This is a genomic window from Pseudomonas tremae (genome assembly GCF_023278125.1).
GTDB lineage: Bacteria > Pseudomonadota > Gammaproteobacteria > Pseudomonadales > Pseudomonadaceae > Aquipseudomonas > Aquipseudomonas tremae.
This window is the reverse complement of the sequence record NZ_CP066270.1, coordinates 1742358-1764857: the sequence shown is the minus strand read 5'-3', so window position 1 is coordinate 1764857 and position 22500 is coordinate 1742358. Positions and strand designations below refer to the sequence as shown.

21 protein-coding genes, 4 tRNA genes and 1 riboswitch are annotated in these 22500 nt (G+C 56.8%); of the genes, 8 read left to right on the top strand and 17 right to left on the bottom strand.

Going from position 1 to position 22500, the window contains the following annotated elements; genetic code table 11:
- The first annotated feature begins 22 nt into the window (after window positions 1-22).
- Window positions 23-1357, top strand: coding sequence for an MFS transporter (locus I9H09_RS08205; protein ID WP_122324078.1), 1335 nt, complete (start codon window positions 23-25; stop codon window positions 1355-1357).
- Between the two features lie 140 nt (window positions 1358-1497).
- Here I9H09_RS08205 and I9H09_RS08200 read toward each other — a convergent pair whose 3' ends face one another.
- Window positions 1498-2232 carry an IclR family transcriptional regulator gene (locus I9H09_RS08200; protein ID WP_005889926.1) on the bottom strand — a complete coding sequence of 245 codons (735 nt, stop codon included), beginning with the start codon at window positions 2230-2232 and terminating at the stop codon, window positions 1498-1500.
- Window positions 2233-2534: 302 nt separating this feature from the next.
- Here I9H09_RS08200 and I9H09_RS08195 point away from each other — a divergent pair, with 302 nt between their 5' ends.
- Window positions 2535-3215 carry a haloacid dehalogenase type II gene (locus tag I9H09_RS08195; protein WP_053480546.1) on the top strand — a complete coding sequence of 227 codons (681 nt, stop codon included), beginning with the start codon at window positions 2535-2537 and terminating at the stop codon, window positions 3213-3215.
- A 28-nt stretch (window positions 3216-3243) separates the two neighbouring features.
- Here I9H09_RS08195 and I9H09_RS08190 read toward each other — a convergent pair whose 3' ends face one another.
- Window positions 3244-3678: an NUDIX hydrolase gene (locus I9H09_RS08190; protein WP_236502256.1), complete on the bottom strand. Its 435-nt coding sequence runs from the start codon at window positions 3676-3678 to the stop codon at window positions 3244-3246.
- Window positions 3679-3845: 167 nt separating this feature from the next.
- On the opposite strand from I9H09_RS08190, the gene I9H09_RS08185 reads away from it, so the two are divergent.
- Window positions 3846-4583: an NUDIX hydrolase gene (locus I9H09_RS08185; RefSeq protein ID WP_005889923.1), complete on the top strand. Its 738-nt coding sequence runs from the start codon at window positions 3846-3848 to the stop codon at window positions 4581-4583.
- Between the two features lie 850 nt (window positions 4584-5433).
- Here the strand turns inward: I9H09_RS08185 and I9H09_RS08180 are convergent.
- Together I9H09_RS08180 and I9H09_RS08175 are read right to left on the bottom strand one after the other, a co-directional pair.
- The gene (locus tag I9H09_RS08180; protein ID WP_005889922.1) at window positions 5434-5622 is read right to left on the bottom strand and encodes a hypothetical protein; all 189 of its coding nucleotides are present in this window, start codon (window positions 5620-5622) and stop codon (window positions 5434-5436) included.
- A gap of 342 nt (window positions 5623-5964) precedes the next feature.
- A tRNA-Arg gene (locus I9H09_RS08175) sits at window positions 5965-6041 on the bottom strand.
- A gap of 316 nt (window positions 6042-6357) precedes the next feature.
- Here I9H09_RS08175 and I9H09_RS08170 point away from each other — a divergent pair.
- The 3 genes from I9H09_RS08170 (at window position 6358) to I9H09_RS08160 (ending at window position 7586) form a co-directional block, all read left to right on the top strand.
- Entirely contained in the window at window positions 6358-6597 is a 240-nt protein-coding gene (locus I9H09_RS08170) for a hypothetical protein (protein ID WP_183142401.1), read from the top strand.
- Window positions 6598-6646: 49 nt separating this feature from the next.
- A complete protein-coding gene (locus tag I9H09_RS08165) occupies window positions 6647-6832 on the top strand; it encodes a PA3371 family protein (protein ID WP_024689781.1) in 186 nt (61 codons plus the stop codon).
- Between the two features lie 427 nt (window positions 6833-7259).
- Complete coding sequence (locus I9H09_RS08160) at window positions 7260-7586, top strand: Arc family DNA-binding protein (RefSeq protein ID WP_002554423.1); 327 nt, start codon at window positions 7260-7262, stop codon at window positions 7584-7586.
- Between the two features lie 171 nt (window positions 7587-7757).
- Here the strand turns inward: I9H09_RS08160 and mgtE are convergent, their stop codons facing one another.
- Window positions 7758-9200 carry a magnesium transporter gene (gene mgtE / locus I9H09_RS08155; RefSeq protein WP_024670853.1) on the bottom strand — a complete coding sequence of 481 codons (1443 nt, stop codon included), beginning with the start codon at window positions 9198-9200 and terminating at the stop codon, window positions 7758-7760.
- Between the two features lie 324 nt (window positions 9201-9524).
- On the opposite strand from mgtE, the gene bamE reads away from it, so the two are divergent.
- On the top strand, window positions 9525-10016 hold the full coding sequence (gene bamE / locus I9H09_RS08150; protein WP_122346662.1) for an outer membrane protein assembly factor BamE domain-containing protein: 492 nt from the start codon (window positions 9525-9527) through the stop codon (window positions 10014-10016).
- A 43-nt stretch (window positions 10017-10059) separates the two neighbouring features.
- On the opposite strand, the gene I9H09_RS08145 is transcribed toward bamE, so the two are convergent.
- From I9H09_RS08145 to ltaE, 7 genes are all read right to left on the bottom strand, one after another.
- A tRNA-Arg gene (locus I9H09_RS08145) sits at window positions 10060-10136 on the bottom strand.
- A gap of 87 nt (window positions 10137-10223) precedes the next feature.
- Window positions 10224-10300 (bottom strand) — tRNA-Arg (locus tag I9H09_RS08140).
- A gap of 109 nt (window positions 10301-10409) precedes the next feature.
- Window positions 10410-10500 (bottom strand) — tRNA-Ser (locus tag I9H09_RS08135).
- A gap of 62 nt (window positions 10501-10562) precedes the next feature.
- On the bottom strand, window positions 10563-10751 hold the full coding sequence (gene csrA, locus I9H09_RS08130) for a carbon storage regulator CsrA (protein ID WP_002554426.1): 189 nt from the start codon (window positions 10749-10751) through the stop codon (window positions 10563-10565).
- A 172-nt stretch (window positions 10752-10923) separates the two neighbouring features.
- A complete protein-coding gene (locus I9H09_RS08125) occupies window positions 10924-12156 on the bottom strand; it encodes an aspartate kinase (protein WP_005889913.1) in 1233 nt (410 codons plus the stop codon).
- Between the two features lie 90 nt (window positions 12157-12246).
- Entirely contained in the window at window positions 12247-14871 is a 2625-nt protein-coding gene (gene alaS / locus I9H09_RS08120; RefSeq protein ID WP_122346661.1) for an alanine--tRNA ligase, read from the bottom strand.
- 144 nt (window positions 14872-15015) lie between these two features.
- Window positions 15016-16020 (bottom strand): low-specificity L-threonine aldolase, encoded by a 1005-nt coding sequence (gene ltaE, locus I9H09_RS08115; protein ID WP_236502257.1) that lies wholly within the window; start codon window positions 16018-16020, stop codon window positions 15016-15018.
- Between the two features lie 213 nt (window positions 16021-16233).
- A riboswitch (FMN riboswitch) is annotated at window positions 16234-16400 on the top strand.
- A gap of 126 nt (window positions 16401-16526) precedes the next feature.
- Between ltaE and I9H09_RS08110 the strand changes: the two genes are divergently transcribed.
- Window positions 16527-17039 (top strand): 6,7-dimethyl-8-ribityllumazine synthase, encoded by a 513-nt coding sequence (locus I9H09_RS08110; RefSeq protein WP_005889906.1) that lies wholly within the window; start codon window positions 16527-16529, stop codon window positions 17037-17039.
- A 143-nt stretch (window positions 17040-17182) separates the two neighbouring features.
- On the opposite strand, the gene astE is transcribed toward I9H09_RS08110, so the two are convergent.
- From astE to astA, 5 genes are all read right to left on the bottom strand, one after another.
- The gene (gene astE, locus I9H09_RS08105) at window positions 17183-18190 is read right to left on the bottom strand and encodes a succinylglutamate desuccinylase (protein WP_122346660.1); all 1008 of its coding nucleotides are present in this window, start codon (window positions 18188-18190) and stop codon (window positions 17183-17185) included.
- Between the two features lie 11 nt (window positions 18191-18201).
- On the bottom strand, window positions 18202-18489 hold the full coding sequence (locus I9H09_RS08100) for a hypothetical protein (protein WP_005889899.1): 288 nt from the start codon (window positions 18487-18489) through the stop codon (window positions 18202-18204).
- Between the two features lie 61 nt (window positions 18490-18550).
- Complete coding sequence (astB, locus tag I9H09_RS08095; RefSeq protein ID WP_236502258.1) at window positions 18551-19897, bottom strand: N-succinylarginine dihydrolase; 1347 nt, start codon at window positions 19895-19897, stop codon at window positions 18551-18553.
- Between the two features lie 49 nt (window positions 19898-19946).
- On the bottom strand, window positions 19947-21416 hold the full coding sequence (gene astD / locus I9H09_RS08090) for a succinylglutamate-semialdehyde dehydrogenase (protein WP_183142400.1): 1470 nt from the start codon (window positions 21414-21416) through the stop codon (window positions 19947-19949).
- Window positions 21413-22438 carry an arginine N-succinyltransferase gene (astA, locus tag I9H09_RS08085; protein WP_122346657.1) on the bottom strand — a complete coding sequence of 342 codons (1026 nt, stop codon included), beginning with the start codon at window positions 22436-22438 and terminating at the stop codon, window positions 21413-21415. Before astA ends, astD begins: the two co-directional genes overlap by 4 nt.
- Between the last annotated feature and the right edge of the window lie 62 nt (window positions 22439-22500).

Below are 22500 nucleotides of genomic sequence, written 5' to 3'. Positions count from 1 at the left end.
AAAATAAACATAGGAGAGCATCATGGCCGTAGCCCCAGCCTCACCCGGCATCAGTGAATTAGAACGTCTGACCATGAAACGCGTGGCCTGGCGCCTGCTTCCATTTCTGATCATCTGCTACCTGATCGCTATTATCGATCGTGGCAACATCGGGATGGCATCGCTGCAAATGAACCATGACCTGGGCCTGAGCCCGGCCATTTTCGGGTTTGCCAGCAGTCTGTTTTTCGTTTCATATTTTCTGGTCGAAGTGCCCAGCAACCTTGCGCTGCAGAAATTCGGCGCACGGCTGTGGATCGCCAGAATCATGATCACCTGGGGGATCGTCTCCGCAGGCACTGCGTTCGTGCAAGGCGCGAACTCCCTGTATGTCATGCGTTTTCTTCTAGGGGCGGCGGAAGCCGGCTTTTTCCCCGGCGTGCTGCTCTACCTCACCTACTGGCTGCCGGCCGCTTATCGGGCGCGCATGGTTGCGATCTTCATGGTTGCCATCCCGGGCGCCAACTTCATAGGCTCTCCGCTGTCCGGGTTGCTGCTCAGTCTCGATGGCTGGATGGGCATGCGCGGCTGGCACTGGTTGTTCATTCTGGAAGGCATCCCGGCTGTATTGCTCGGTATTGCCTGCCTGTTTGTTTTGACCGATCGCCCCGAACAGGCGAAATGGCTGACCGACGAGCAGCGCCATTGGCTCACGGGCAGGCTCGCAGAAGAGCGTCAGAAAAAAACCAACATCGGGCATATGTCGCTCTGGAAGCTGCTCAAGCACAAAGATATCTGGGTGCTTGCACTGATCTACTCCGGTGCCTCGGCAGCCGGAAGCACCATGAGCGTATGGGCCCCGCAGCTGTTGAAAACCTTCGGCCTGTCCAACCTGGAAATAGGCCTGGTCAATGCCATTCCCTACGGCATTGCCTCGGTGGCGATGATCATTTGGGGGCGCAGTTCCGACCGCACCAACGAGCGTCGCTGGCACACCTCGCTGACATTGCTGCTGATTACCGCAGGCTTGCTGCTGGCGCTGGTAACGTCCTCGCTCGCCGCAACCGTCTTCCTGCTCACCATGGTTCTGATTGGCGCCTACTCGATGAAAGGCCCTTTCTGGGCGCTGGTATCTGGCTGGCTGTCCTCGTCGACCGCTGCGGCTGGCCTGGCGGCAATCGGGGCACTTGCCAACCTGATAGGCGGCGGCCTGATGGTCAACGCTTATGGCGCCATTCATGAAGCAACCGGCAGCTATGCCATTGCCATGCTGCCACTGGCAGCGCTGTGCGCAACAGGCGGAATCATGGTGCTGGTCATGGGCCGCAAGCGTCAGAAAGAAGCGTCTTCCAGCGCAACCCCGTCGAAAGTAAGCTGACCCGCCCTCTGCGCAACGCCATAGGCACTGACACGGCCAATGGCGTTGACGCCAGCATTCTGGATGGCGTTGATTCAATGGGTTTATGAAGAGGGATCACCGCCCAACTCTTCGCGACAACCTGGTAAAACCTCAAGGTTTCAGCTAACCGCGCCTGCTTTCAGAGCATCCTTTGCAAGCGGATCAGCCCGATGATGCTTGCCACCCAGGCTGCGTGTCAGGTCATCAGCGACATCAGAGAAAATCTTCCCTAACTGCCTGGCATGCTCCTCCGTCAAGCGGCTGGCCGGCCCGGAAATAACCAGCGCCCCCACCAGCTCGTTCAACGGCCCGAACACAGGCAGCGCCATCGATGCCGCGTGTGGATCAGTCGCGCCACACGAGTAGATAGGTTCCATGCCTTCGACGGCACCAGTGGCACGCAAAGCCTGTGCCCCCGCTGCGCGATCCATCGGTCGCATATCCCCGGGCTGAAGATGAAGCCGAAGCGGATGAGGCGAGTTGACGCGGTACTGACACAGTCGATAAGCCCCGTGACGGACATAGAAAGAGGCCGTTTCTCCGGTCTCATCGGTCAGCCGCTGCAGCCTTGGCAGTACGTGCCGCTCCAGATCCAGCGCCTCCTGATAGACCGCATTCAGGCGCATCACCTCGCTGGCCAGCATATAGCGACCATCAGACAGACGCGTCACAAAACCATGATTCTCCAGAGAAACCATGAGGCGCATGATCGTACTTTTTATCAGGCCCGTGCGCTCTGTGAGCTCCACAAGGTTCAGGGCCGTGTCCCCAACCTGAAACGCGGTCAGAACGGTCAGCACACGATCAGCAGACGCGACACCACTGACGGCGGGTCTTGGACGCGTTTTAACCATTGAATAGATGCTCCGTTTGTCTTGGATCGTTCAGCAGAAACCGAACGCGTGAGCACCATTATCCGTTAGCGGCGGCCTGATCGCTATTGGTGAGGGGTAAACAGGTTATAGCGAGCTGGCTACCAGCTTCGTTTGGCGCCAGCAGGCAAAAGCCGAAAGCTGACATCGTGCTCGCCCGGGCGTCCGCGATGCTGAACTCTCACCTGACTTCGTTCTCTTTATCAAATGAGGTCAACGGCGAACCGGCAGCCTGCCGAGTCAACGCCCGTTCCAGAAAATCATGCCCGGAGGGGACCTGCTGCATGCTCAAAACTATTGTTTTTGATGTAAACGAAACACTGCTGGACCTGGCTGCACTCGACCCCTTATTCGAAAACCTGTTCGGCAACAACTGCGTGCGAACCGAATGGTTTTTGACGCTGCAAGAGTGCTGGATGACCAACGTCATAACCGGCCAGTATCAACCGTTCGGCGATCTGGCACAGGCCGCGTTGAACATGGTCGCCTCACGACATCAGGTAAAGATCGGCAACCACCAGTGCCGGGAACTGACAGATGGAATCACGTCGCTTCCTCCGCACAAGGATGTTCATCAGGCTCTTCAAATGCTGAGTGACAACGGGTTTGTCCTGGTTGCCCTGAGCAATGGCGCGCTGGAAGCGCTAAGCAAACAGCTCAACTCGTCAGGACTGACCGACTGCTTCGACTACATCATGGCGGGTAGCGAAATCAGTCGATTCAAGCCAGCGCTGCAAACCTATCAAATGGTCGCAGACCGTTTGAGCGTCAACACGGACCAGATGATCATGGTCGCGGCCCATGCCTGGGACATCGCCGGGGCGGCCCGGGCCGGTTGCAAGACGGCTTTTGTCGAACGTCCGGGAAAGGTACTCAACCCGATCGGAACGAAGCCCGACTGGATCGGCAAAGATCTCGAGGATGTCGCCAGAAAAATATGCGCAGACAATACCGAAGCGTCGTAGCGGCGCTTCGAGAGGGGTGCTTTGCAGATCAATCGATTGGATATGAACTGTCTTGGGGTGCTTGAGCAAGGCTGCGCTTGAGGAAACCCAAGGCCTCTTGGTAGATTTGATGCCATGCGCCAGAGGGCTCGCTATCCAGCGGATGCCAAAAGAATTCAAAGGCGTGGCCTCCGTCATCTTCGGCAAAATGAACCCAAGTATCGGGAAGCTCTTGCGTAACGTGACATTGGTGAAATGCCCACGTCTGTCCTGTTATAGAACGCAACAAACCGAGATATCGTCCAGCCTTGCCACGGATACCGGCTTCCTCAAGCAGCTCACGCACAGCAGCCACTTCGGTTGACTCTCCCGGCTCAACACTTCCCTTGACCAGTTGCCCCCCTGCCATTGGATGGACGAACGCCAAAATCTCTATGGTTTCCCGGTTTCGCAGCACTACCGGGCAAGCTTTGTCCACCACCATGCCGTGCCACCTCTTGGTCAATAATTTTTAGTCTTGAACGAGTTGAAACGACAGTAGCCTACAACGGAATGTATTGATTTAGATGCGTCGTCAAGGTATGGCTGCCATTCTTGGAGCGGCCCCTCCCCCACTACAATCTCGACAAATCGACAATTCAAAGGTGTGACGTGGAGTTCAAACGGGATAAATTCAACGGCATCATTATTGCCGCCGCCTCGCTGCCGGTCGACCTGCAAGCGTTGCGTAGCGCCGTCGACGCGTTAGTCGTCCTCATCCAGCAGGAGCGTCTTGCCCTGGCCTGGATTACCCTGCCGATCAGCGATGCTCAAGCCATTCCGGTCTTCACCGCCGCCGGTTTCTCCTTCCATAGCTGTCTGAGCGATCAGTTGACCTTGGTACGCCGCCACTTCGAGCAAGCCTTTGTGCCATTCATACCCACCCATACAGTAGGGGCCGGGGCCATCGTCATAAACGACGCGGGAGAACTTCTTGTCATAAGGGAACGAGGTACTACTGGTTTCAAACTACCGGGAGGCCATGTAGACCCAGCCGAGCGAATTCAGGATTCGATCGAGCGCGAGGTACTCGAAGAGACAGGGATTGAATCGAAGTGCGATTCTATTGTGGCGTTCACTACCAAACACCCCTACCAGTTTGGCAAATCCAACATTCACTTTATTTGCCGAATGACAGCCATGACGCAACGTATCAACATACAGGACACCGACGAGATTGAAGAAGCAAAATGGGTAGCGCTGCAGACCTACGTGGCAGACGCTCGCAACAGCTTGTTCAACCGGCAGTTGGTTACCGATGTAGCATTCAGTCAAGGGCTGATCTCCACTCCCTATTCGGGCAACATTGGGCCTCACAAAAAACAGGAAATTTTCACGGCGGCTGGCTGATCAATTCAGACCAGCGTCAGGAATACGTCCGGCTATTGAATGTTTTTAACCCAACCGACTGTCATATATGCGGAGCGCTGGGTTAGTTTGAATCATCTGGCAGCGCAATATATTGAGGGCAGCCCACTGTTTCTGATATCTCAAAGTGATCGCCTTGCATCGCTCCGATATGATTTAATCCGGACGAGAAATACGCCCCCTTAGCCCGCCTTGTGCGGGCTGAACCCGTAAGAGAGGGACGATTTTAGCCCTTCAAGGACGAGCCGGAGAATGGATGAAAGCTGACAGTAGCGATGCTCCTAAACAAGTAATGCGAAGACGTCACAAACACAGCGTTTTCTACACGGTCACCTGCCTGGTGATTGGAAGCGTAGCCACGATAGGTGCGCTACAGTGGGTAAGCCGAGCCCCCGGCCTGGACTCAGCGTATAAACAGACGATAAGCCCAACCGGAAAAATCGAGGCACTGGCGCGCGCAAGTGACATGCCTGCGAGGCAAGGCCCTGATTCATCATGGCTTCGAGCATCATCGGAAACACGCTTACCCGCCAATACAGCTCATCAAACCGTCTTCAATGATCAGAACTTCATTCCTGAAGGCGCCGACAACGTCGTTGCACTTCGAGTTGGCTCCGACCTTTCCCTGAGAAAGGAGGCCTCAAAGAAAGTAAAACTGACCATCGTGCGGCAATCACCCAGCATGAAAGATCGAGCGTGCTGGCCTTACAGACAGGGAAGTATCCAATCCCGGAACTGCCGCGCCTCCATCGGCCTCAACCATCGAGACTAGGCCAGGCAAAAAAATGGCTATCCCTGTGACCGAAAACTATCGGTCAGTAAGGAAGCTTAATCAGCAAAACCAATACCACTGTTTCATCGACTCACATTGAGCGCGTAAATCATGATCATTGATAGTGGTACAACTACCGCCACCCTGTTTGGCTTCAAAATAGGCACGCTCGTCATGATCACTGATGCTGCTGCAACTGGCAAATGTATACGCGCTGAACATCAACAACATTGCAAAAATCAGCTTCATCTGACACGTCCTTTGGTTTGCAAGAAAAAACAGTCTGGCACCATCTGATCGTGGCTGATTGAGCGTTTGATACGCTATCAAATTGATAACATTACAAGGGGAAGTATCGAGCAAAGGAAGCCGAAACCAATTCGGCATATTGAAGAATAAACACACGTAAGAGACGTCAAAGCCGATAAAAAAATTCGGCTTTTGGTAGGGAATCAATCATCGCGTTAAGCTTCGTACTCACATCAAGCAACGGCGGGCCACCGAAAGCTTTCCATCTTCCATGCACATACGATGCAACACCATAAGGTTTCAGTATGAGCAGTAGAAAAGCCTGTAAAGCTTCGATAAATATGGTGTCCCAGGCGGGGTTCGAACCTGCAACCTTCCCCTTAGGAGGGGGATGCTCTATCCAATTGAGCTACTGAGACACTGCATGCCAGCACACCGATCGGTGCCAGCGAGGACGGCGTGCATCTTAGCGGCATGCACGGCATTTGTCATGTCGTCATTGCCCTTCAGGGCTGTAGCCGATGTCACCTCGGAAGCGGGCCGAATAAACCCATCGTGCATTTTGCAACACCCCAAAAAGCCATCATTGCAAAACGCACTGGATCAGACTTTTTTATATTTAATAAATTATTGATTTATATAGACTTTTTATCTATTTCAGCTTGGCATGCAGACTGCATTATCAATATCAGTGAACACATCTCATCCCAAACGGTCGGGCACAGGTACTGGACAATGAACAAGACTCTCTCAGTGTTGAATGCGGCAGCTCTGGTGGCTCTGGTAGCGTTTCATTTCCAGGATTCTGGCGCTCAAAGCGAGCAGGTAACTGCACCGGTCCGTGTTCATCATCAAATCAGCCAGGCGCCTCAGTTGGCGATCATGACCGACCACAGTTCAAGCGCTGTGGTGCTGGCAAACGATGGCGATGAAGCGCTACAGATGCCGCACGCCGATCAGCGTTGGGTCTTCTGATTGTGTATGTGCAAACCGGTTTCACGCCCCCATTTTTGAGAAAGTAGCCATGTCAAAATCTGCACTGTCGTTTCTGGTCCTTGCGCTCATGGCTGTGGTCGTTGATCTGTTGCTGCCTGTCCAGGCCCAAGCCATGAGCATTGCAGCCAACATTTGTGCCGGAGTGTTTGCCAGTCTGTTCGTGGTTGCGCTGTTCGTCGGCCGCCGCTTCAAGTTTGACCCCGTTCTGCGCTGATCATGTAGCACCTCCCCACGCCGGATAACCTCCCCCGACCCTGTATCTTCACGCCCAAACCGTCCAAACCCCTGCTTTAAGCCTTACCAGACCCTCGGTCGGTTAGCCTCCTTGTGTTTTGAATTCGCGCCTAAGCTGAGAATCAGACGAGCGTGATGGCACTTAGCATTCAGATGCTGTCTGAATTGTCTGACGGCCAATGCGCTGACTTTGCAGATTCGTTCGCATTTCCGACAATTAGTACTGGCTAAACGCCTCTACCTGAGTCAATATTTGTCACAGAATTGACGCCAAGGATTCGACGTATTGCGGCATGATGTCGGCCCTTGGATTCGCGGTTGAACATTTGTCCAAAACGACTGTCTGAGAATGACAATCTTGCGGCCACTTGCTAGAACCGCTCCCCCTGAACTAACCGGTTAAATATATGAGCCCTATGAAACAGGCTACTTATTCCAGCCGCACGGCTGACAAGTTCGTCGTTCGCCTACCAGACGGCATGCGTAATCGCGTGCAAGAGGTAGCCAAGAATCATCACCGCAGCATGAACTCGGAGATCATTGCTCGCCTCGAACAAAGCCTGATTCAGGAAGGTGCTCTTGGCGACGAGCCAAGCCTGCGCCTTGACAGTCCTGAGCTGTCCTTGCACGAGCGCGAATTGCTGCAGCGTTTTCGCCAGCTGTCACATCGTCAACAGAACGCCCTTGTTTCGCTGATTGCCCACGACACGGAACTTGCTTCCGAAGAGTCTTGAGATTCAGCGTAAACGTTAAAAGGCCAGCGAAAGCTGGCCTTTTTTGTTGTAGTCCTTTTCGTCGTTAATACCGGCTGTATTAACAAATACCGCCGTAGGGCAATGCGCCGGGTAATAAAAAACCGCCTGTTTATGGCGGTTTTTTTGTTTAACGCTTTTAAGAAAGACGGCTTAGAGCAAAAAGATCGTAGCCAGCCCAAGAAAGATGAAGAAACCGCCACTGTCGGTCATCGCCGTAATCATGACGCTCGCCCCCATCGCAGGGTCCCGCCCGAGACGCGCCAGAGCCATAGGGATCGAAACCCCCATCAGCGCAGCCAGCAGCAGATTGAGCGTCATAGCCGCCGTCATGACAACGCCGAGTGACCAACTGCCATACAGCATGTAGGCGACAACGCCTATCACGCCCCCCCAAAGCAAGCCGTTGATCAGGCCGACAGCCAGCTCTTTACGCAGCAGCCGAGCCGTGTTCCCCGTGTTGACTTGATCCAGAGCCATCGCGCGAACAATCATGGTGATGGTCTGATTACCCGAATTACCACCTATACCAGCAACGATCGGCATCAGGGCAGCAAGCGCGACCAGCTTTTCGATAGACCCTTCGAACAGGCCGATGACCCGCGACGCCAGAAATGCCGTCACCAGATTGACTGCCAGCCAGGCCCAACGGTTACGCAGCGAGCGCCATACCGAAGCGAAGATATCCTCTTCTTCGCGCAGACCCGCCATGTTGAGGACTTCGCTTTCGCTTTCCTCACGAATCAGGTCGACCATTTCATCGATGGTCAGTCGGCCGATCAGTCGGCCATTCTTGTCCACAACAGGCGTGGAAATAAGGTCGTAACGCTCGAATGCTTGCGCAGCATCATAGGCGTCATCCTCAGGATGGAAGCTGACCGGATCGTTGGCCATGACTTCGCCAACCTGTTTTTCCGGGTCATTGACCAGCAAGCGCTTGATGGGCAAAACACCCTTGAGCACACCTTCTGAATCAACTACGAACAATTTGTCGGTGTGACCCGGCAGCTCCTTGAGCCTTCGCAGGTAGCGCAACACGACTTCAAGGCTGACATCCTCACGGATCGTCACCATCTCGAAGTCCATCAGTGCGCCGACCTGATCCTCGTCGTAGGACAATGCAGAGCGCACGCGCTCACGCTGCTGTGAGTCCAGCGCTTCCATCAGCTCGTGAACAACGTCACGGGGCAATTCGGGAGCAAGGTCAGCCAATTCGTCGGCGTCCATGTCCCGTGCCGCCGCGAGTAACTCATGATCGTCCATGTCGGCGATCAGGGTTTCACGAACGGAATCGGATACTTCGAGAAGAATGTCGCCGTCGCGATCGGCCTTGACCAGTTGCCAGACGGTCAGGCGATCTTCCAGAGGCAAGGCTTCGAGGATATAAGCGACATCGGCAGAGTGGAGATCTTCGAGCTTGCGCTGCAGCTCGACAAGGTTCTGCCGGTGAACCAGGTGCTCTACGCGATCCTGATGCTGACCTTCCTGACGGTGAGTCAGGTCTTCAACAATACGCTGGCGCTGCAGCAGATCCACAACCTGAGCCAGGCGATCCTGCAAGCTTTCCTGCGTTTTTTTTACTTCTCTTTCGGTCATAGGCGAGCTCCACTCCCAGCAGCAGAGCACGCCGGGAGATCAATCAGTTAATTCATGATTGTCAAAAAACACTATTGAGTTACGACTGGGTAAGTCCATGGAGGTATTCCACAAGCCCCGGCGGGGCTGACGGGCGCAATGATACACCGCTTTTAGCGAAGCGCACGCGAGAAATTCAGCTTATAACAATCGTTTGCAACACAAAGCTGCAAGCTTGCTTGAACCGCCGGGCACCCGACGTCACATCCTGGCAATAAATCCCGCTGGCCCCGGCAAAAGGCCGCCGCTAGGCTCTTGCGACACTCAGTCATGGAGGACCTGGTTATGCGTGCCGTCATTCATTTATCCCTGTGGAGCGTTCTGCTCTGCTTGCCCGGCCATGCAACCGCCAATAGCGTTCAACGCTGCGAGGATGCAACCGGAAAGATTACATTTACCACCCTGGGCTGTGCGTCAGGCCAAAGTACCCGCACACAGAGAGCCTTCAACGCCCCGCCCGGGACCATCATCGGATTACTGCCACCCAAAGACGATCGAGCGCTCGCGGGCGGTCAATCGACAACCAGGGAATTGGTAGTGGTGGGCACACGTGACGACGGCTGCGGCAATCGCCTGAACGCCGAACAACGCAGAGCAGCTATCATCAATCAACGCACGCCGCCTGGCATGACCAAGCGCGATGTCGAGAGCCTGCTGGGGCGCCCGGACAACGTCACCAACCGCAATGGCGAGTTGCATTACGAATACAAACAGAAGAAAGGCCGCACCAACAAGGTGACGTTCGACGAACACGGCTGCGTTAAAGGAAAGCGATAGAAAGCAAAAAGCCCGCATCTTTCGATACGGGCTTTTCGTTGTATGGTGCACTCGACAGGATTCGAACCTGTGACCGCTCGGTTCGTAGCCGAGTACTCTATCCAGCTGAGCTACGAGTGCATTGGTGTTTTTAGACCAGATCACCCCTGGTTGAAGCCAGCTATCGGAAACCTTGTAATTGCTTACAGTGATTCAAACAACTTTAAATGGTGCACTCGACAGGATTCGAACCTGTGACCGCTCGGTTCGTAGCCGAGTACTCTATCCAGCTGAGCTACGAGTGCATGTGTTGGTGCCGCGCATTATAGGTCGTCAGATTGTTTTGTCAATCACTTTCTCTAGTAAATTCAACAACTTACCGATCAAGCCCAATCTGACGCACTACACAAATAATGGCGGAGAACGGGGGATTCGAACCCCCGACACCCTTTTGAGGTGTACTCCCTTAGCAGGGGAGCGCCTTCGGCCACTCGGCCAGCTCTCCGCAACACGGGGCGTATAATAACCACCCTTTTCCCCGTTTGCAAACCAAAAATTCAATAAAAATTAATGGCTTGGTTCTTCATCCTTCTCTTTCTTGATGCGAAGGTAAATCTCTTCACGGTGAACAGCGACTTCCTTGGGCGCATTGACACCAATTCGCACCTGATTACCCTTTACACCGAGTACGGTAACGGTGATTTCACCGTCACCGATGATCAGGCTTTCCGCGCACCGACGAGTCAGAATCAGCATACTTTTCTCCTTACGCCTTTATTCAGGGACAACAGTCTGCAAAACCAATAGGCAATGGCCAGTAGCAAAATGCCATAACCATTATCTGTGTATCGACTTGCGCAGAGAAAACATCAGCCTATCTGCGCAGTATCCGAAAGACGCGATCAGACCGCACCCTTCGGCGGCAGCATCAGTCACCCTGCCGAGGAGCATCCAGCTCGAATGCCGTGTGCAACGCGCGCACAGCCAACTCCAGATACTTTTCTTCGATAACCACAGAAACCTTGATTTCGGACGTGGAGATCATCTGAATGTTGATGCTCTCTTTGGCCAGAGCTTCAAACATGCGACTCGCGACACCTGCGTGCGAGCGCATGCCGACACCGACAATAGACACCTTGGCAATCTTGGTATCGCCGGAAACCTCACGTGCGCTGATTTCGCGCGCGGTCGCTTCAAGCACCTGCAGTGCCGCCTGATAATCGTTGCGGTGGATCGTGAAGGTGAAATCGGTGGTGTTATCGTGCGAGACATTCTGCACGATCATGTCGACTTCGATATTTGCCGCGCTGATCGGGCCGAGAATCTTGAACGCCACGCCGGGGGTGTCTGGCACGCCACGGATGGTCAGCTTGGCTTCATCGCGATTGAACGCGATGCCGGAAATGATCGGCTGTTCCATGGATTCCTCTTCATCAATGGTAATGAGGGTGCCCGGCCCCTCCTTGAAGCTGTGCAGAACGCGCAGCGGGACGTTGTATTTACCGGCGAACTCGACCGCACGGATCTGCAGCACCTTGGAGCCGAGGCTGGCCATTTCCAGCATCTCTTCGAACGTGATCTTGTCCAGACGCTGAGCCTGCGACACCACACGCGGGTCAGTGGTGTAGACACCATCGACATCGGTGTAGATCTGGCACTCGTCGGCTTTCAGCGCCGCCGCCAGGGCCACACCGGTGGTGTCAGAACCGCCACGCCCCAGGGTTGTGATGTTGCCGTTCTCATCGACGCCCTGGAAACCGGCGACCACTACCACACGACCTGCCTTGAGGTCGGAGCGGATCTTCTGGTCATCGATTTGCAGAATGCGCGCCTTGTTGTGCGCGCTGTCGGTGAGAATACGCACCTGATTACCGGTGTAGGACACCGCTGGCACGCCACGCTTGATGAGCGCCATCGCCAGCAAGGCGATGGTGACTTGTTCGCCCGTAGAGACGATCACGTCCAGTTCACGAGGAACCGGCTGTTCGCTGATCTGCCTGGCCAGCTCTATCAGGCGATTGGTTTCGCCGCTCATGGCCGACAGTACGATCACCAGATCGTCACCCGCCTCGCGGAATTTCTTGACCTTGTCGGCCACCTGCTCGATGCGCTCGACAGAGCCAACAGAGGTGCCTCCAAATTTTTGTACGATTAAAGCCATCTCAAAGCCGCCTCAAAACCCGTTAAGAGCATCCATTGACATTCGAATCATGCAGGGCCTGTCGTCATCCGGCAGGCCCGCGGATTCGACTCAGATTCCCTGCTCTACAAAAGGAACGGTCAGGGCCAGTGCTGCATCCAGCGCGCTCGCATCGACACCACCACCTTGAGCCATATCAGGACGACCACCACCTTTACCACCGACGGCGGCGGCCGCCTGTTTCATCAAATCACCGGCTTTGAGTTGGCCAGTCAGGTCCTTGGTCACGCCTGCGACCAAGACAACCTTGTCTTCATAAACACTGCCGAGCAGGATCACTGCGCGGCCGAGCTTGTTTTTCAACTGGTCGACAAGCGCCAACAGCGCCTTGCCATCCTGACCATCCAGGCGCGTGGCCAGAACCTTGACCCCTTTGACATCCTGCGCGGCAGACGACAGGTCGTCGCCGGCTGCGCTGGCTGCCTTGGCCTGCAGTTGTTCCAGTTGCTTTTCCAGCAGGCGATTACGTTCAAGCACCGCCGTCAGCTTATCCAGCAGGTTGTCGCGATTGCCTTTGACAAGCGTCGCGGCTTCCTTGAGTTGATCTTCGGCCGAGTTCAGCCAAGCCAGGGCTGCAGCACCGGTCACCGCTTCGATACGGCGCACGCCGGCAGCAACGCCGCCTTCACTGACGATCTTGAACAGCGAAATGTCACCTGTACGCTTGGCATGGATGCCGCCACACAGCTCGACGGAAAACTCGCCGCCCATGCTCAGTACCCGAACGCTGTCGCCATACTTTTCACCAAACAGTGCCATCGCACCTTTCTTTTTGGCGGTTTCGATGTCGGTTTCTTCTGTCATTACCGGCGTGTTCTTGCGAATTTCGGCGTTGACGATATCTTCCAGCGCTCGCAACTGATCGGGCTTGATCGCTTCAAAGTGGCTGAAGTCAAAGCGCAGGCGCTGACTGTCGACAAGCGAGCCTTTCTGTTGAACGTGATCGCCCAGTACCTGGCGCAATGCAGCGTGCAGCAAGTGAGTGGCCGAATGGTTCAATGCGGTTGCATCGCGAACCTCATCAGCCACCTGTGTTTCCACCTGAGCGCCAACATTCAGACTGCCGGACGCCACAACACCGTGGTGCAGAAACGCACCGCCGGTTTTGGTGGTATCACTGACGTCGAAGCGTGCATCACCGGCCAGCAGGAAGCCGCTGTCGCCGATCTGGCCGCCCGATTCGGCGTAGAACGGCGTGGAGTCGAGAATCACCATGCCCTCTTCGCCTTCGTTCAGGTGCGTGACCGACAGGCCTTCTTTATAGAGGGCGACGACAGTGGCGCTGCCAGTGGTTGCCGAGTAGCCGGTGAACTGCGTGGCTACGTCGACCTTGACCAGGCTGTTGTAGTCCATGCCGAAAGAACTGGCAGAACGGGCGCGCACGCGCTGGGCGTCCATTTCGCGCTCGAAGCCTTCTTCATCCAGGGTCAGGTTACGCTCGCGGGCGATGTCGCCGGTCAGGTCCATCGGGAAGCCATACGTGTCGTACAGCTTGAACACGACTTCGCCAGGAACCACGGTCCCTTTCAGCTCGGCGAGGTCCTGCTCGAGGATCTTCAAGCCTTGCTCCAGAGTCTTGGCGAACTGTTCTTCTTCGCCTTTCAGAACGCGCTCGATGTGCGACTGCTGTTGCACCAGTTCAGGGAAGGCAGAGCCCATCTCGGCAACCAGCGCGGCGACGATCTGATAGAAGAAGCTGCCTTTGGCACCCAGTTTGTTGCCGTGACGGCAGGCGCGACGAATGATACGGCGCAGCACGTAGCCACGGCCTTCGTTGGACGGCAGCACACCGTCGGCGATCAGAAAACCGCAGGAGCGGATATGATCCGCCACCACTTTCAGGGAAGCCTGGTTTTCGTTGCTGCAGCCGATGGCCTTGGCCGACGCAGCCAGCAGGCTCTGGAACAAATCGATTTCGTAGTTGGAATGCACGTGCTGCAGAACGGCACTGACACGCTCAAGGCCCATGCCTGTGTCCACCGACGGCGCGGGCAGCGGATGCAGCACGCCATCAGCCGTGCGGTTGAACTGCATGAAAACGTTGTTCCAGATTTCGATGTAACGGTCGCCGTCTTCTTCCGGCGAGCCTGGAGGACCGCCCCAGATTTCCGGACCGTGATCGAAGAAAATTTCGCTGCAAGGACCGCACGGGCCGGTATCACCCATGGTCCAGAAGTTGTCGGAGGCGTACGGCGCGCCCTTGTTGTCGCCAATGCGAACCATGCGCTCGGCAGGCACGCCGATCTCTTTGGTCCAGATATCGTAGGCTTCGTCATCGGTCGCGTAGACGGTAACCCAGAGCTTTTCCTTGGGCAGGTTCAGCCACTTTTCGGACGTCAGAAAGGTCCAGGCGTAGGTGATGGCATCGCGTTTGAAATAATCACCGAAGCTGAAGTTACCCAGCATTTCGAAAAAAGTATGGTGACGGGCGGTGTAGCCGACGTTCTCCAGGTCGTTGTGCTTGCCACCGGCACGCACGCATTTCTGACTGGTCACGGCCCGGGTGTAGGCGCGCTTTTCCTGGCCCAGGAAACAATCCTTGAACTGGTTCATGCCTGCGTTGGTGAACAGCAGGGTTGGGTCATTGCCCGGAATCAAGGAGCTTGAAGCGACACGGGTGTGGCCTTGCTCTTCGAAGAAGCCAAGGAAGGCTTCACGGATTTCTGCGCTTTTCATAGGTTCTTCCACGGAGACTGCGGCCAGAGGCAAGTACATAACGTCAAAGGACGTTGCGACGGCAAAGGGCCGCATTATATAGGCGTTGCGCTCTCGGTACAGTGTGTTTGTGCGATAGAAACAAGTAACTTGACGCCCGGCATGTCATGGGCGGTTGAACGCAGCGAATGCATCGACGACCTGCGCCACCTGCGCACGCGAAATATTCAGGTGGGTGACCATACGCAACCGCGGCGTAGCGGTAAGCACGATACCGCGTTCGGCGCAGAACGCCTTGAGTGAGGCGGCATGATCATCGATCTGCACATAGACCATATTGGTCTGAACAGGGTCGACACTGTAGCCCAGCCCGCTCAACCCTTCGGCGAGAAGCGCTGCATTTGCATGATCGTCAGCCAGCCGCTCGACCTGATGATCCAGAGCGTACAGCCCGGCAGCGGCAAGGCCGCCAGCCTGGCGCATACCGCCGCCAACCATTTTGCGCAGGCGGCGCGCCTTGGCGATCAGTGGCTGCGAGCCGCACAGTACGGAGCCGACCGGCGCACCAAGGCCTTTGGACAGGCACACCGAAACGGAGTCGAAATGCCGGGTAATCTCTTGAGCATCGACGCCCAGCCTCACCACTGCGTTGTAAAGACGGGCGCCGTCCAGGTGCAGCGCCAGGCCTTTTTCCAAGGTCAACGCGCGCGCTGCAGCCAGATACTCCAGCGGCAGGACTTTGCCCTGCATGGTGTTTTCAAGTGCCAGCAAACGCGTGCGGGCAAAGTGAAAATCATCCGGTTTGATGGTATCGAGTACATGCTGCAGGTTCAGCGAACCGTCAGCCTGCACTTCCAGTGGCTGCGGCTGAATTGAACCCAGCACTGCCGCACCACCGGCCTCGTATTTGTAAGTATGGGCCTGCTGACCGACGATGTATTCGTCGCCGCGCTCACAGTGCGCCATCAGTGCCAGCAAATTACTCATGGTGCCGGACGGCACGAACAAGCCAGCATCGAACCCCAGGCGTTCAGCGAGCGTCTCCTCGAGCAGATTGACCGTGGGGTCTTCACCGTAGACATCATCGCCCACAGGCGCCTTGATCATGGCGTCGAGCATGCCCGGCGTGGGCAGAGTCACTGTGTCGCTGCGCAAATCGATGACAGTCACAAAAAAGCTCCCTGAAATTCGAAAATCGATAATGCATGCAACGCTTGGCTTGCAACAAGGCATTACTGAGGCTGAGGCACATGATAATCAAGCGCTGCGACTCTCGATACTCCGCGTCCTTATAAGAAAAAGGCAGGATTACCGTACGAAAGTGTCCATGCATGATCGAACGATCTGTGATAAAAATCCTGCGCCGGCCACGTAAAGTGACGGCAACGTTCTCAGGGCGGGGCGCAACTCCCCACCGGCGGTAATGACGCGCAATGCGTCTAGCCCGCGAGCGCTTGGGGGTCGCGGCTTTGGCCGGCGATCAACAAGGTCAGCAGACCCGGTGTGATTCCGGGGCCGACGGTCATAGTCCGGATGAAGAGAGAGCGGGATTGGTGTCTACAATGACGTCTGCAAAACCTCTCCATGAACGACATCGTTCAGGAGGCTTTCCTACGTGACTTGAATCCCTTTCGATCCAAATGCCCTGTTTTTTCTATAAACAGGAGTCAGAACACGTGCAACCAACCGCAATCGACAGCAAAAGCAAGAGCCATTCAAACGAACGCGTCGCTTTCATTCAGGCCTGCTGGCACAAGGATATCGTCGACCAGAGCCGTAAAGGTTTTATCGCCGAAATGGCTAACCAGGGTTACGCCGAAAGTGACATCGACATCTTTGAAGTCGGTGGCGCCTTTGAAATCCCGTTGCACGCCAAGTTGCTGGCCAATAGCGGCCGTTACGCTGGCATCGTCGGCGCGGCACTGGTGGTGGACGGTGGTATCTATCGTCACGAATTCGTCGCGCAGTCAGTGGTCAGCGCACTGATGCAGGTCCAGCTGGAAACCGAAGTACCGGTTTTCTCCGTGGTCCTGACGCCGCACCACTTCCATGCAGGTGAAGAGCATCTGAAGTTCTTCTTCGATCACTTCGTACATAAAGGCGAAGAAGCAGCCAAGACCTGCGCGGATACTCTGAACAAGGTCCGCAGCCTGCGCCGCCTGGACACCCAGCAAAAAGCGGCCTGCTGAAGTATCTACCTGCAGATGCGCGGAGAACCGGGGCACCTCGGCTGGGCCTGATACACCGAGGTGCCTGGTTTTGCTGCCGGTTCCCGGCAGTTCGCGGACAAGTCCGCTCCTACTATAATCGCTGGCAAGCGCGAAGCGTTCAGTCAGCCAAGCGCGTCAGCACTGGCAAGCACAATCAGAATCCCCGCCCGCAGGCCGTTTTTGACTTTCGGGTTGGGGAAGATGATTCTTGCGCCCTCTTCTTCCACCACCCAGCGTGAATCACTCACGTCCTCGGCCAACACGTAGCCTTTTTCAAGTTCGGTGAAGTTCTCCACGTCATCCGCCAGGTTGAACGTGAACGCGTCACTGCGCTTGATGACTTCCCGGGCGACGCTGAACAGTTGCAAGCCTTCCAGGTTCTCATCGGCTTCCGGCTCGGTGCCTTCGATGATCTGCTCCAGACGCAAACGCAGCGGCGCCAGGTTAACCTGCTGGTTGTGGCCGAAGGGCCGGGCCTTGCCCAGTTCCAGCGTGAAGGCCTCGGCACCCAGTTGATCGTAGGTATAGGCGCTGAACACGACGGACGGCTTGTTCTGCAACAGCACCGCACTCATCCCTGCTGCGCGCAGCCGGGCCAGTTCGCGGCGGGAGTGCTGGCGGCCTTCTTTCCACGGGTACAGCGCGAACTGCTCGATCTTCGAGCCACGAATGGCGGTGTGCAGGTCGTAATGCAGCCGATAACGGTCTGGCAGGCTGAAGAAGCTGGCGGCCAGCCGCTCCAGCTCGCAAGCGCGCAGGGCTTCCGCGCCGCCGCTTTGTTCGTGACGACCGTTGAACAGCCGGTTCACGTCCTGCTCGACAAACCGCGTACCCCGACGCATGGCATCCGGGTTGCCGAACAGAAACAGAATGCGTGCACGCGGTTTCAGGTCGCCGCGTGCGATGCTGCGGATCAGTTCGTCCAGCAGCTCGATGGGGGCAGTCTCGTTACCATGAATGCCGGCTGACAGCAGCAGGTCGGTGCCATTGTCACGCGCCTCTGGCGGACGGACCTCCAGGGCGCCTTCGCTCAGCCATCGCATGCGCACGCCTTCGACGGTCAGTTGAGTCTTCTCCGCCGGCTCACGCCCGGCCAGGGTCAGTTCAAGCAGTTTGCCGAGGGCGATCATGGTGTGCTTCCTCAGTGGTTGCAGTCAGGACCGTGGACGTGACCGTCTTCTTCGGCGCCGATGTCGGCTGGTTCCATCTCCAGTTGCAGGCTGACCAGGTTGGTGGCCAGCGGGCGCAACAGCAGATTGGCGTATTCGGCATCGCCTTCTTCAACGTCAACGCCGATCAGCAACTGGCCACGGCCGTCTTGCTGAATCCACAGTTCCTTGCCCTGCCAGATTACGGCAACGCGGGTGCAGGAGGTTTCCAGCTGGGTGCCATCGGTGTCTTCAAGGATCAGTTGCAGGGCGTCGCTCATATGGAAATGCTCTCTATAAAGGAAATCGTGCATCGGGACGTTGCCCGACACGCAAGATGTTTCAATTCAGTTGAAACGGATAAACGGCACCCAGTTTAAGGATTTGCGTCAGTTCATCCAATGCCGTCCGGCATTCAGTGAGCAATCGCGGGTCGGCCAGGTCGTTTTCGCTCATGCGGTCACGGTAATGCCTGTCGACCCATTGGGTTAGCGTCTGATACAGCGGAGCGGTCAGGATCACGCCTGGGTTCACCGCCGCCAGCTCGGTTTCGTTAAGCGCCACGCGCAAGCGCAGGCACGCCGGCCCACCACCGTTCTGCATGCTTTGCTTGAGGTCGAACACCTTGACCTCGGCCACCGGGCTTTGGTCGGCCACCAGCCGTTGCAGGTAGTCCCAGACATTGGCATTGGCCTGGCATTCCTGCGGCACAATCAGCAACATCGAGCCATCGTCGCGTGACAACAGCTGACTGTTGAACAGGTATGAGCGCACTGCATCCTGAACAGACACCTCGGCCTGCGGCACGCAGATAGCCCGCAATTGCCCGCCTGCCCGACCGAGCTTGTCACGCAGCTCACCGAGTATCTGCCCGGTATGGAGGAAGGCGTCCTCGTGATAGAACAGCACGTCGCCATTGCCGACTGCGATCACATCGTTGTGAAACACGCCCTGATCGATGACCGCGGGGTTCTGTTGCCCATAGACAACGCCCTCTTCGCGCAAACCGTGCAAACGAGCGACGGCTCGTGACGCTTCAAGGGTCTGGCGAGCCGGGTACTTCTGCGGCGCCGGGTAACGTGTATCGAAGGCGCTGCGGCCAAACACAAAAAATTCCACCCCGGCTTCGCCGTAGCCCGCGCAAAAACGGGTGTGATTGGCCGCACCTTCATCGCCGAACTGTGCCACTGGCGGCAGCGCAGGATGGTGGGCAAAATGGCTTGCATCGGCAAACATTGCACCCAGCACTCGGCTGGTGGTCGGATGCTCAATGCTGCGGTGATACTTGCAGTTGAGGTTGGCAGCGGTGAAATGCACCCGGCCATCGGCCGTGTCGGCACTGGGGCTGACCGTAGCAGCGTTAGCCACCCACATGCTCGACGCCGAGCAACTGGCGACCAGCAATGGCATGTCCTGGCGGGCAGCCTTTTCGATCACCTGGGCATCGCTGCCGGTAAAACCCAACTGACGCAGACCGGCAACGTCTGGTCGTTCCTGAGGCGCGAGTACACCCTGGGTAAAGCCCAGGTCCATCAGCGCCTTCATTTTCGCCAGACCCTGCAGCGCCGCCTCACGCGGGTTCGCGCATTGCTGGCTGTTACTCTGGGACGCAACGTTACCGTAGGACAACCCGCCGTAGTTGTGGGTTGGCCCGACCAGACCGTCAAAATTCACTTCACAGGACTTCATCGGCAAGGCTCCGTGGATCTGTTTTCATAAGCATTCGTGGCGCACACAGTCAGTTCAGCCTGATACCGGGGGTCAATGTCGCGGGCAAGGTGAGGCTGGCGGCTTCCAGCGAGGCGACCGGATACGCGCAATAATCGGCAGCGTAATAAGCGCTGGCCCGGTGGTTGCCCGAAGCACCTATGCCACCGAATGGCGCGCTGCTGGCAGCCCCGGTCAGTTGCCTGTTCCAGTTGACGATACCGGCACGGCTCTGCAGCCAGAACTGCTGATAGCGCGCTTGCGAATCAGACAGCAAGCCGGCTGCAAGACCGTACCGAGTGGCATTGGCTTCGGCGATGGCTGCGTCAAACCCGGCATAGCGGATAACCTGCAGAAGCGGGCCGAACAGTTCTTCGTCGGGCCTGTTCAACACAGCACTGACATCGATAATGCCCGGCGTCAGCAGCGCAGCGGCGGGCTGCGGCTGGCGCATCTCCAGCAAGGTCACTGCACCGCTGGCAAGCAATTGGCGTTGCGCGTCCATCAACGCGCGCGCGGCCTCCAGGGAAATCACCGAGCCCATGAACGGCGCCGGCTGCTGATCGAACGGTCCGACTTCAAGCGTCGCACTGACCGCCACCAGGCGAGCCAGAAAGGCGTCGCCCCAGTCGCCCTCGGGCACCAGCAAACGACGCGCACAGGTACAACGCTGACCTGCAGAAATGAATGCCGACTGAATGACGGTGTACACCGCCGCTTCGATATCCTGGACCTGATCGACCACCAATGGATTGTTACCGCCCATTTCCAGTGCGAGAATCTTGTCGGGACGCCCGGCAAACTGCTGGTGCAGAGTATTACCGGTACGACTCGATCCAGTGAAAAACAGGCCGTCGATACCTGGGTTGGCCGCCAGCGCAATGCCGGTTTCACGCCCACCCTGCAGCAGGTTCAGCACACCGGCAGGCAGCCCGGCGTCGATCCAGCACTTGACTGTCAGTTCGGCGACTTTCGGCGTCAGTTCGCTGGGTTTGAACAACACCGTGTTGCCGGCCAGCAGAGCCGGCACGATATGGCCGTTCGGCAAGTGACCGGGAAAGTTGTAAGGCCCGAATACTGCAACCACACCATGTGGTTTGTGGCGCAAGACCGCCGTGGCGTCGCCGAGCGGGCCACTTTTTTCGCCGGTTCTTTCGCGATAGGCCTGCACTGAAATATTGACCTTGTTGATCATGCTGGTCACTTCGGTTGCGGATTCCCACAGCGGCTTGCCGGTTTCCTCACCAATGCACTGCGCCAGCTCATCAGCGTGCTGCCGAAGGCTGTCAGCAAAGGCTTCCAGCACGACAATACGCTGGTCCAGCGAGCGAAGCGCCCAGTCGGGAAACGCCTGCCGGGCGGCACAAGTGGCCTGCCCGACCTGCTCTGCTGTCGCGCCGTGCCCGGACCACAGCGCTTGCTGGGTAACCGGGTTCAACGAAGTGAACAGCTCGCCCTGCCCGTCCTGCCAGTTACCTGCGATATACAACGTACTCATCAAAGGCCCTCCCGCGTCGCAGACAACGGCACCGCACGCACATTGTCCCCGGCGCTCATGCGCAGCTGCCTGGCGGTTTTCGGATCGACCACCAGTGTGCCGGCAGCAAAACGCGCAGCCGCTACAGTGATGCGGCAGTCTTCACGCTTGCGGTTGTAGATCAGAAACTGCGGCGCGTCGTCGCCCGGTGTGCCGATGGCCAGCACCAGTGCCTGGCTGTCCCTCACCGCGCGAATCTTGCCGGTTTCGCATTCGATGGCCGGGCCTGCATCGAAGATGTCAACATAGCCCTGATACGAGAAGCCCTCGCCCTTGAGCATGGCCAGCGCCGGCTCGGTGTCCGCGTGTACACGGCCGATCACGCTGCGTGCGTCTTCGGAAAGAAAGCAGCTGTACAGTGGAAACTTGGGCATCAGCTCGGCGATGAACGCCTTGTTGCCCACACCGGTCAGGTAGTCAGCCTGACTGAATTCCATCTTGAAAAAATGCCGTCCCAGACTTTCCCAGAATGGCGAGCGGCCATTTTCGTCGGACATGCCGCGCATTTCGGCAATGATCTTGTTGCCGAACAACTTCGGGAATTCGGCAATGAACAGCATGCGCGCTTTCGACAACAGGCGACCGTTGAGGCCGTTGCGCGAATCCCTGTGCAGAAACAGCGAACACAACTCGGAATTGCCCGTCAGGTCATTGGCCAGAAACAGCGTCGGAATTTCCCGGTAAATGTTCAGTTCCTGCGACGCACTGACCGTCAGCCCGACCCGGTAGTTGTACCAGGGCTCGCGCAGCCCGACCGCACCGGCGATGGCGGAAATTCCGACCACACGGCCGTCGTCGTCTTCGAGCACGAACAGGTAGTCCGCGTCACCGCGCTCGGCTTCTCCGCGAAAGGTCTTTTCAGCCCAGCCGACCCGATGGGCCAGACGCTGCTCATTGGCAGGCAGGGTCGTCAGACCGGCGCCGGTGCTGCGCGCCAGCTCGATCAGCGCGGGCAAGTCGCTGCTGCGTACGGGACGAACGATCATGTTTTCTCCTCAGCGGCTCATCGAGAGCCTTGAAACTCACTAATCAACAATCGAACGTCTGG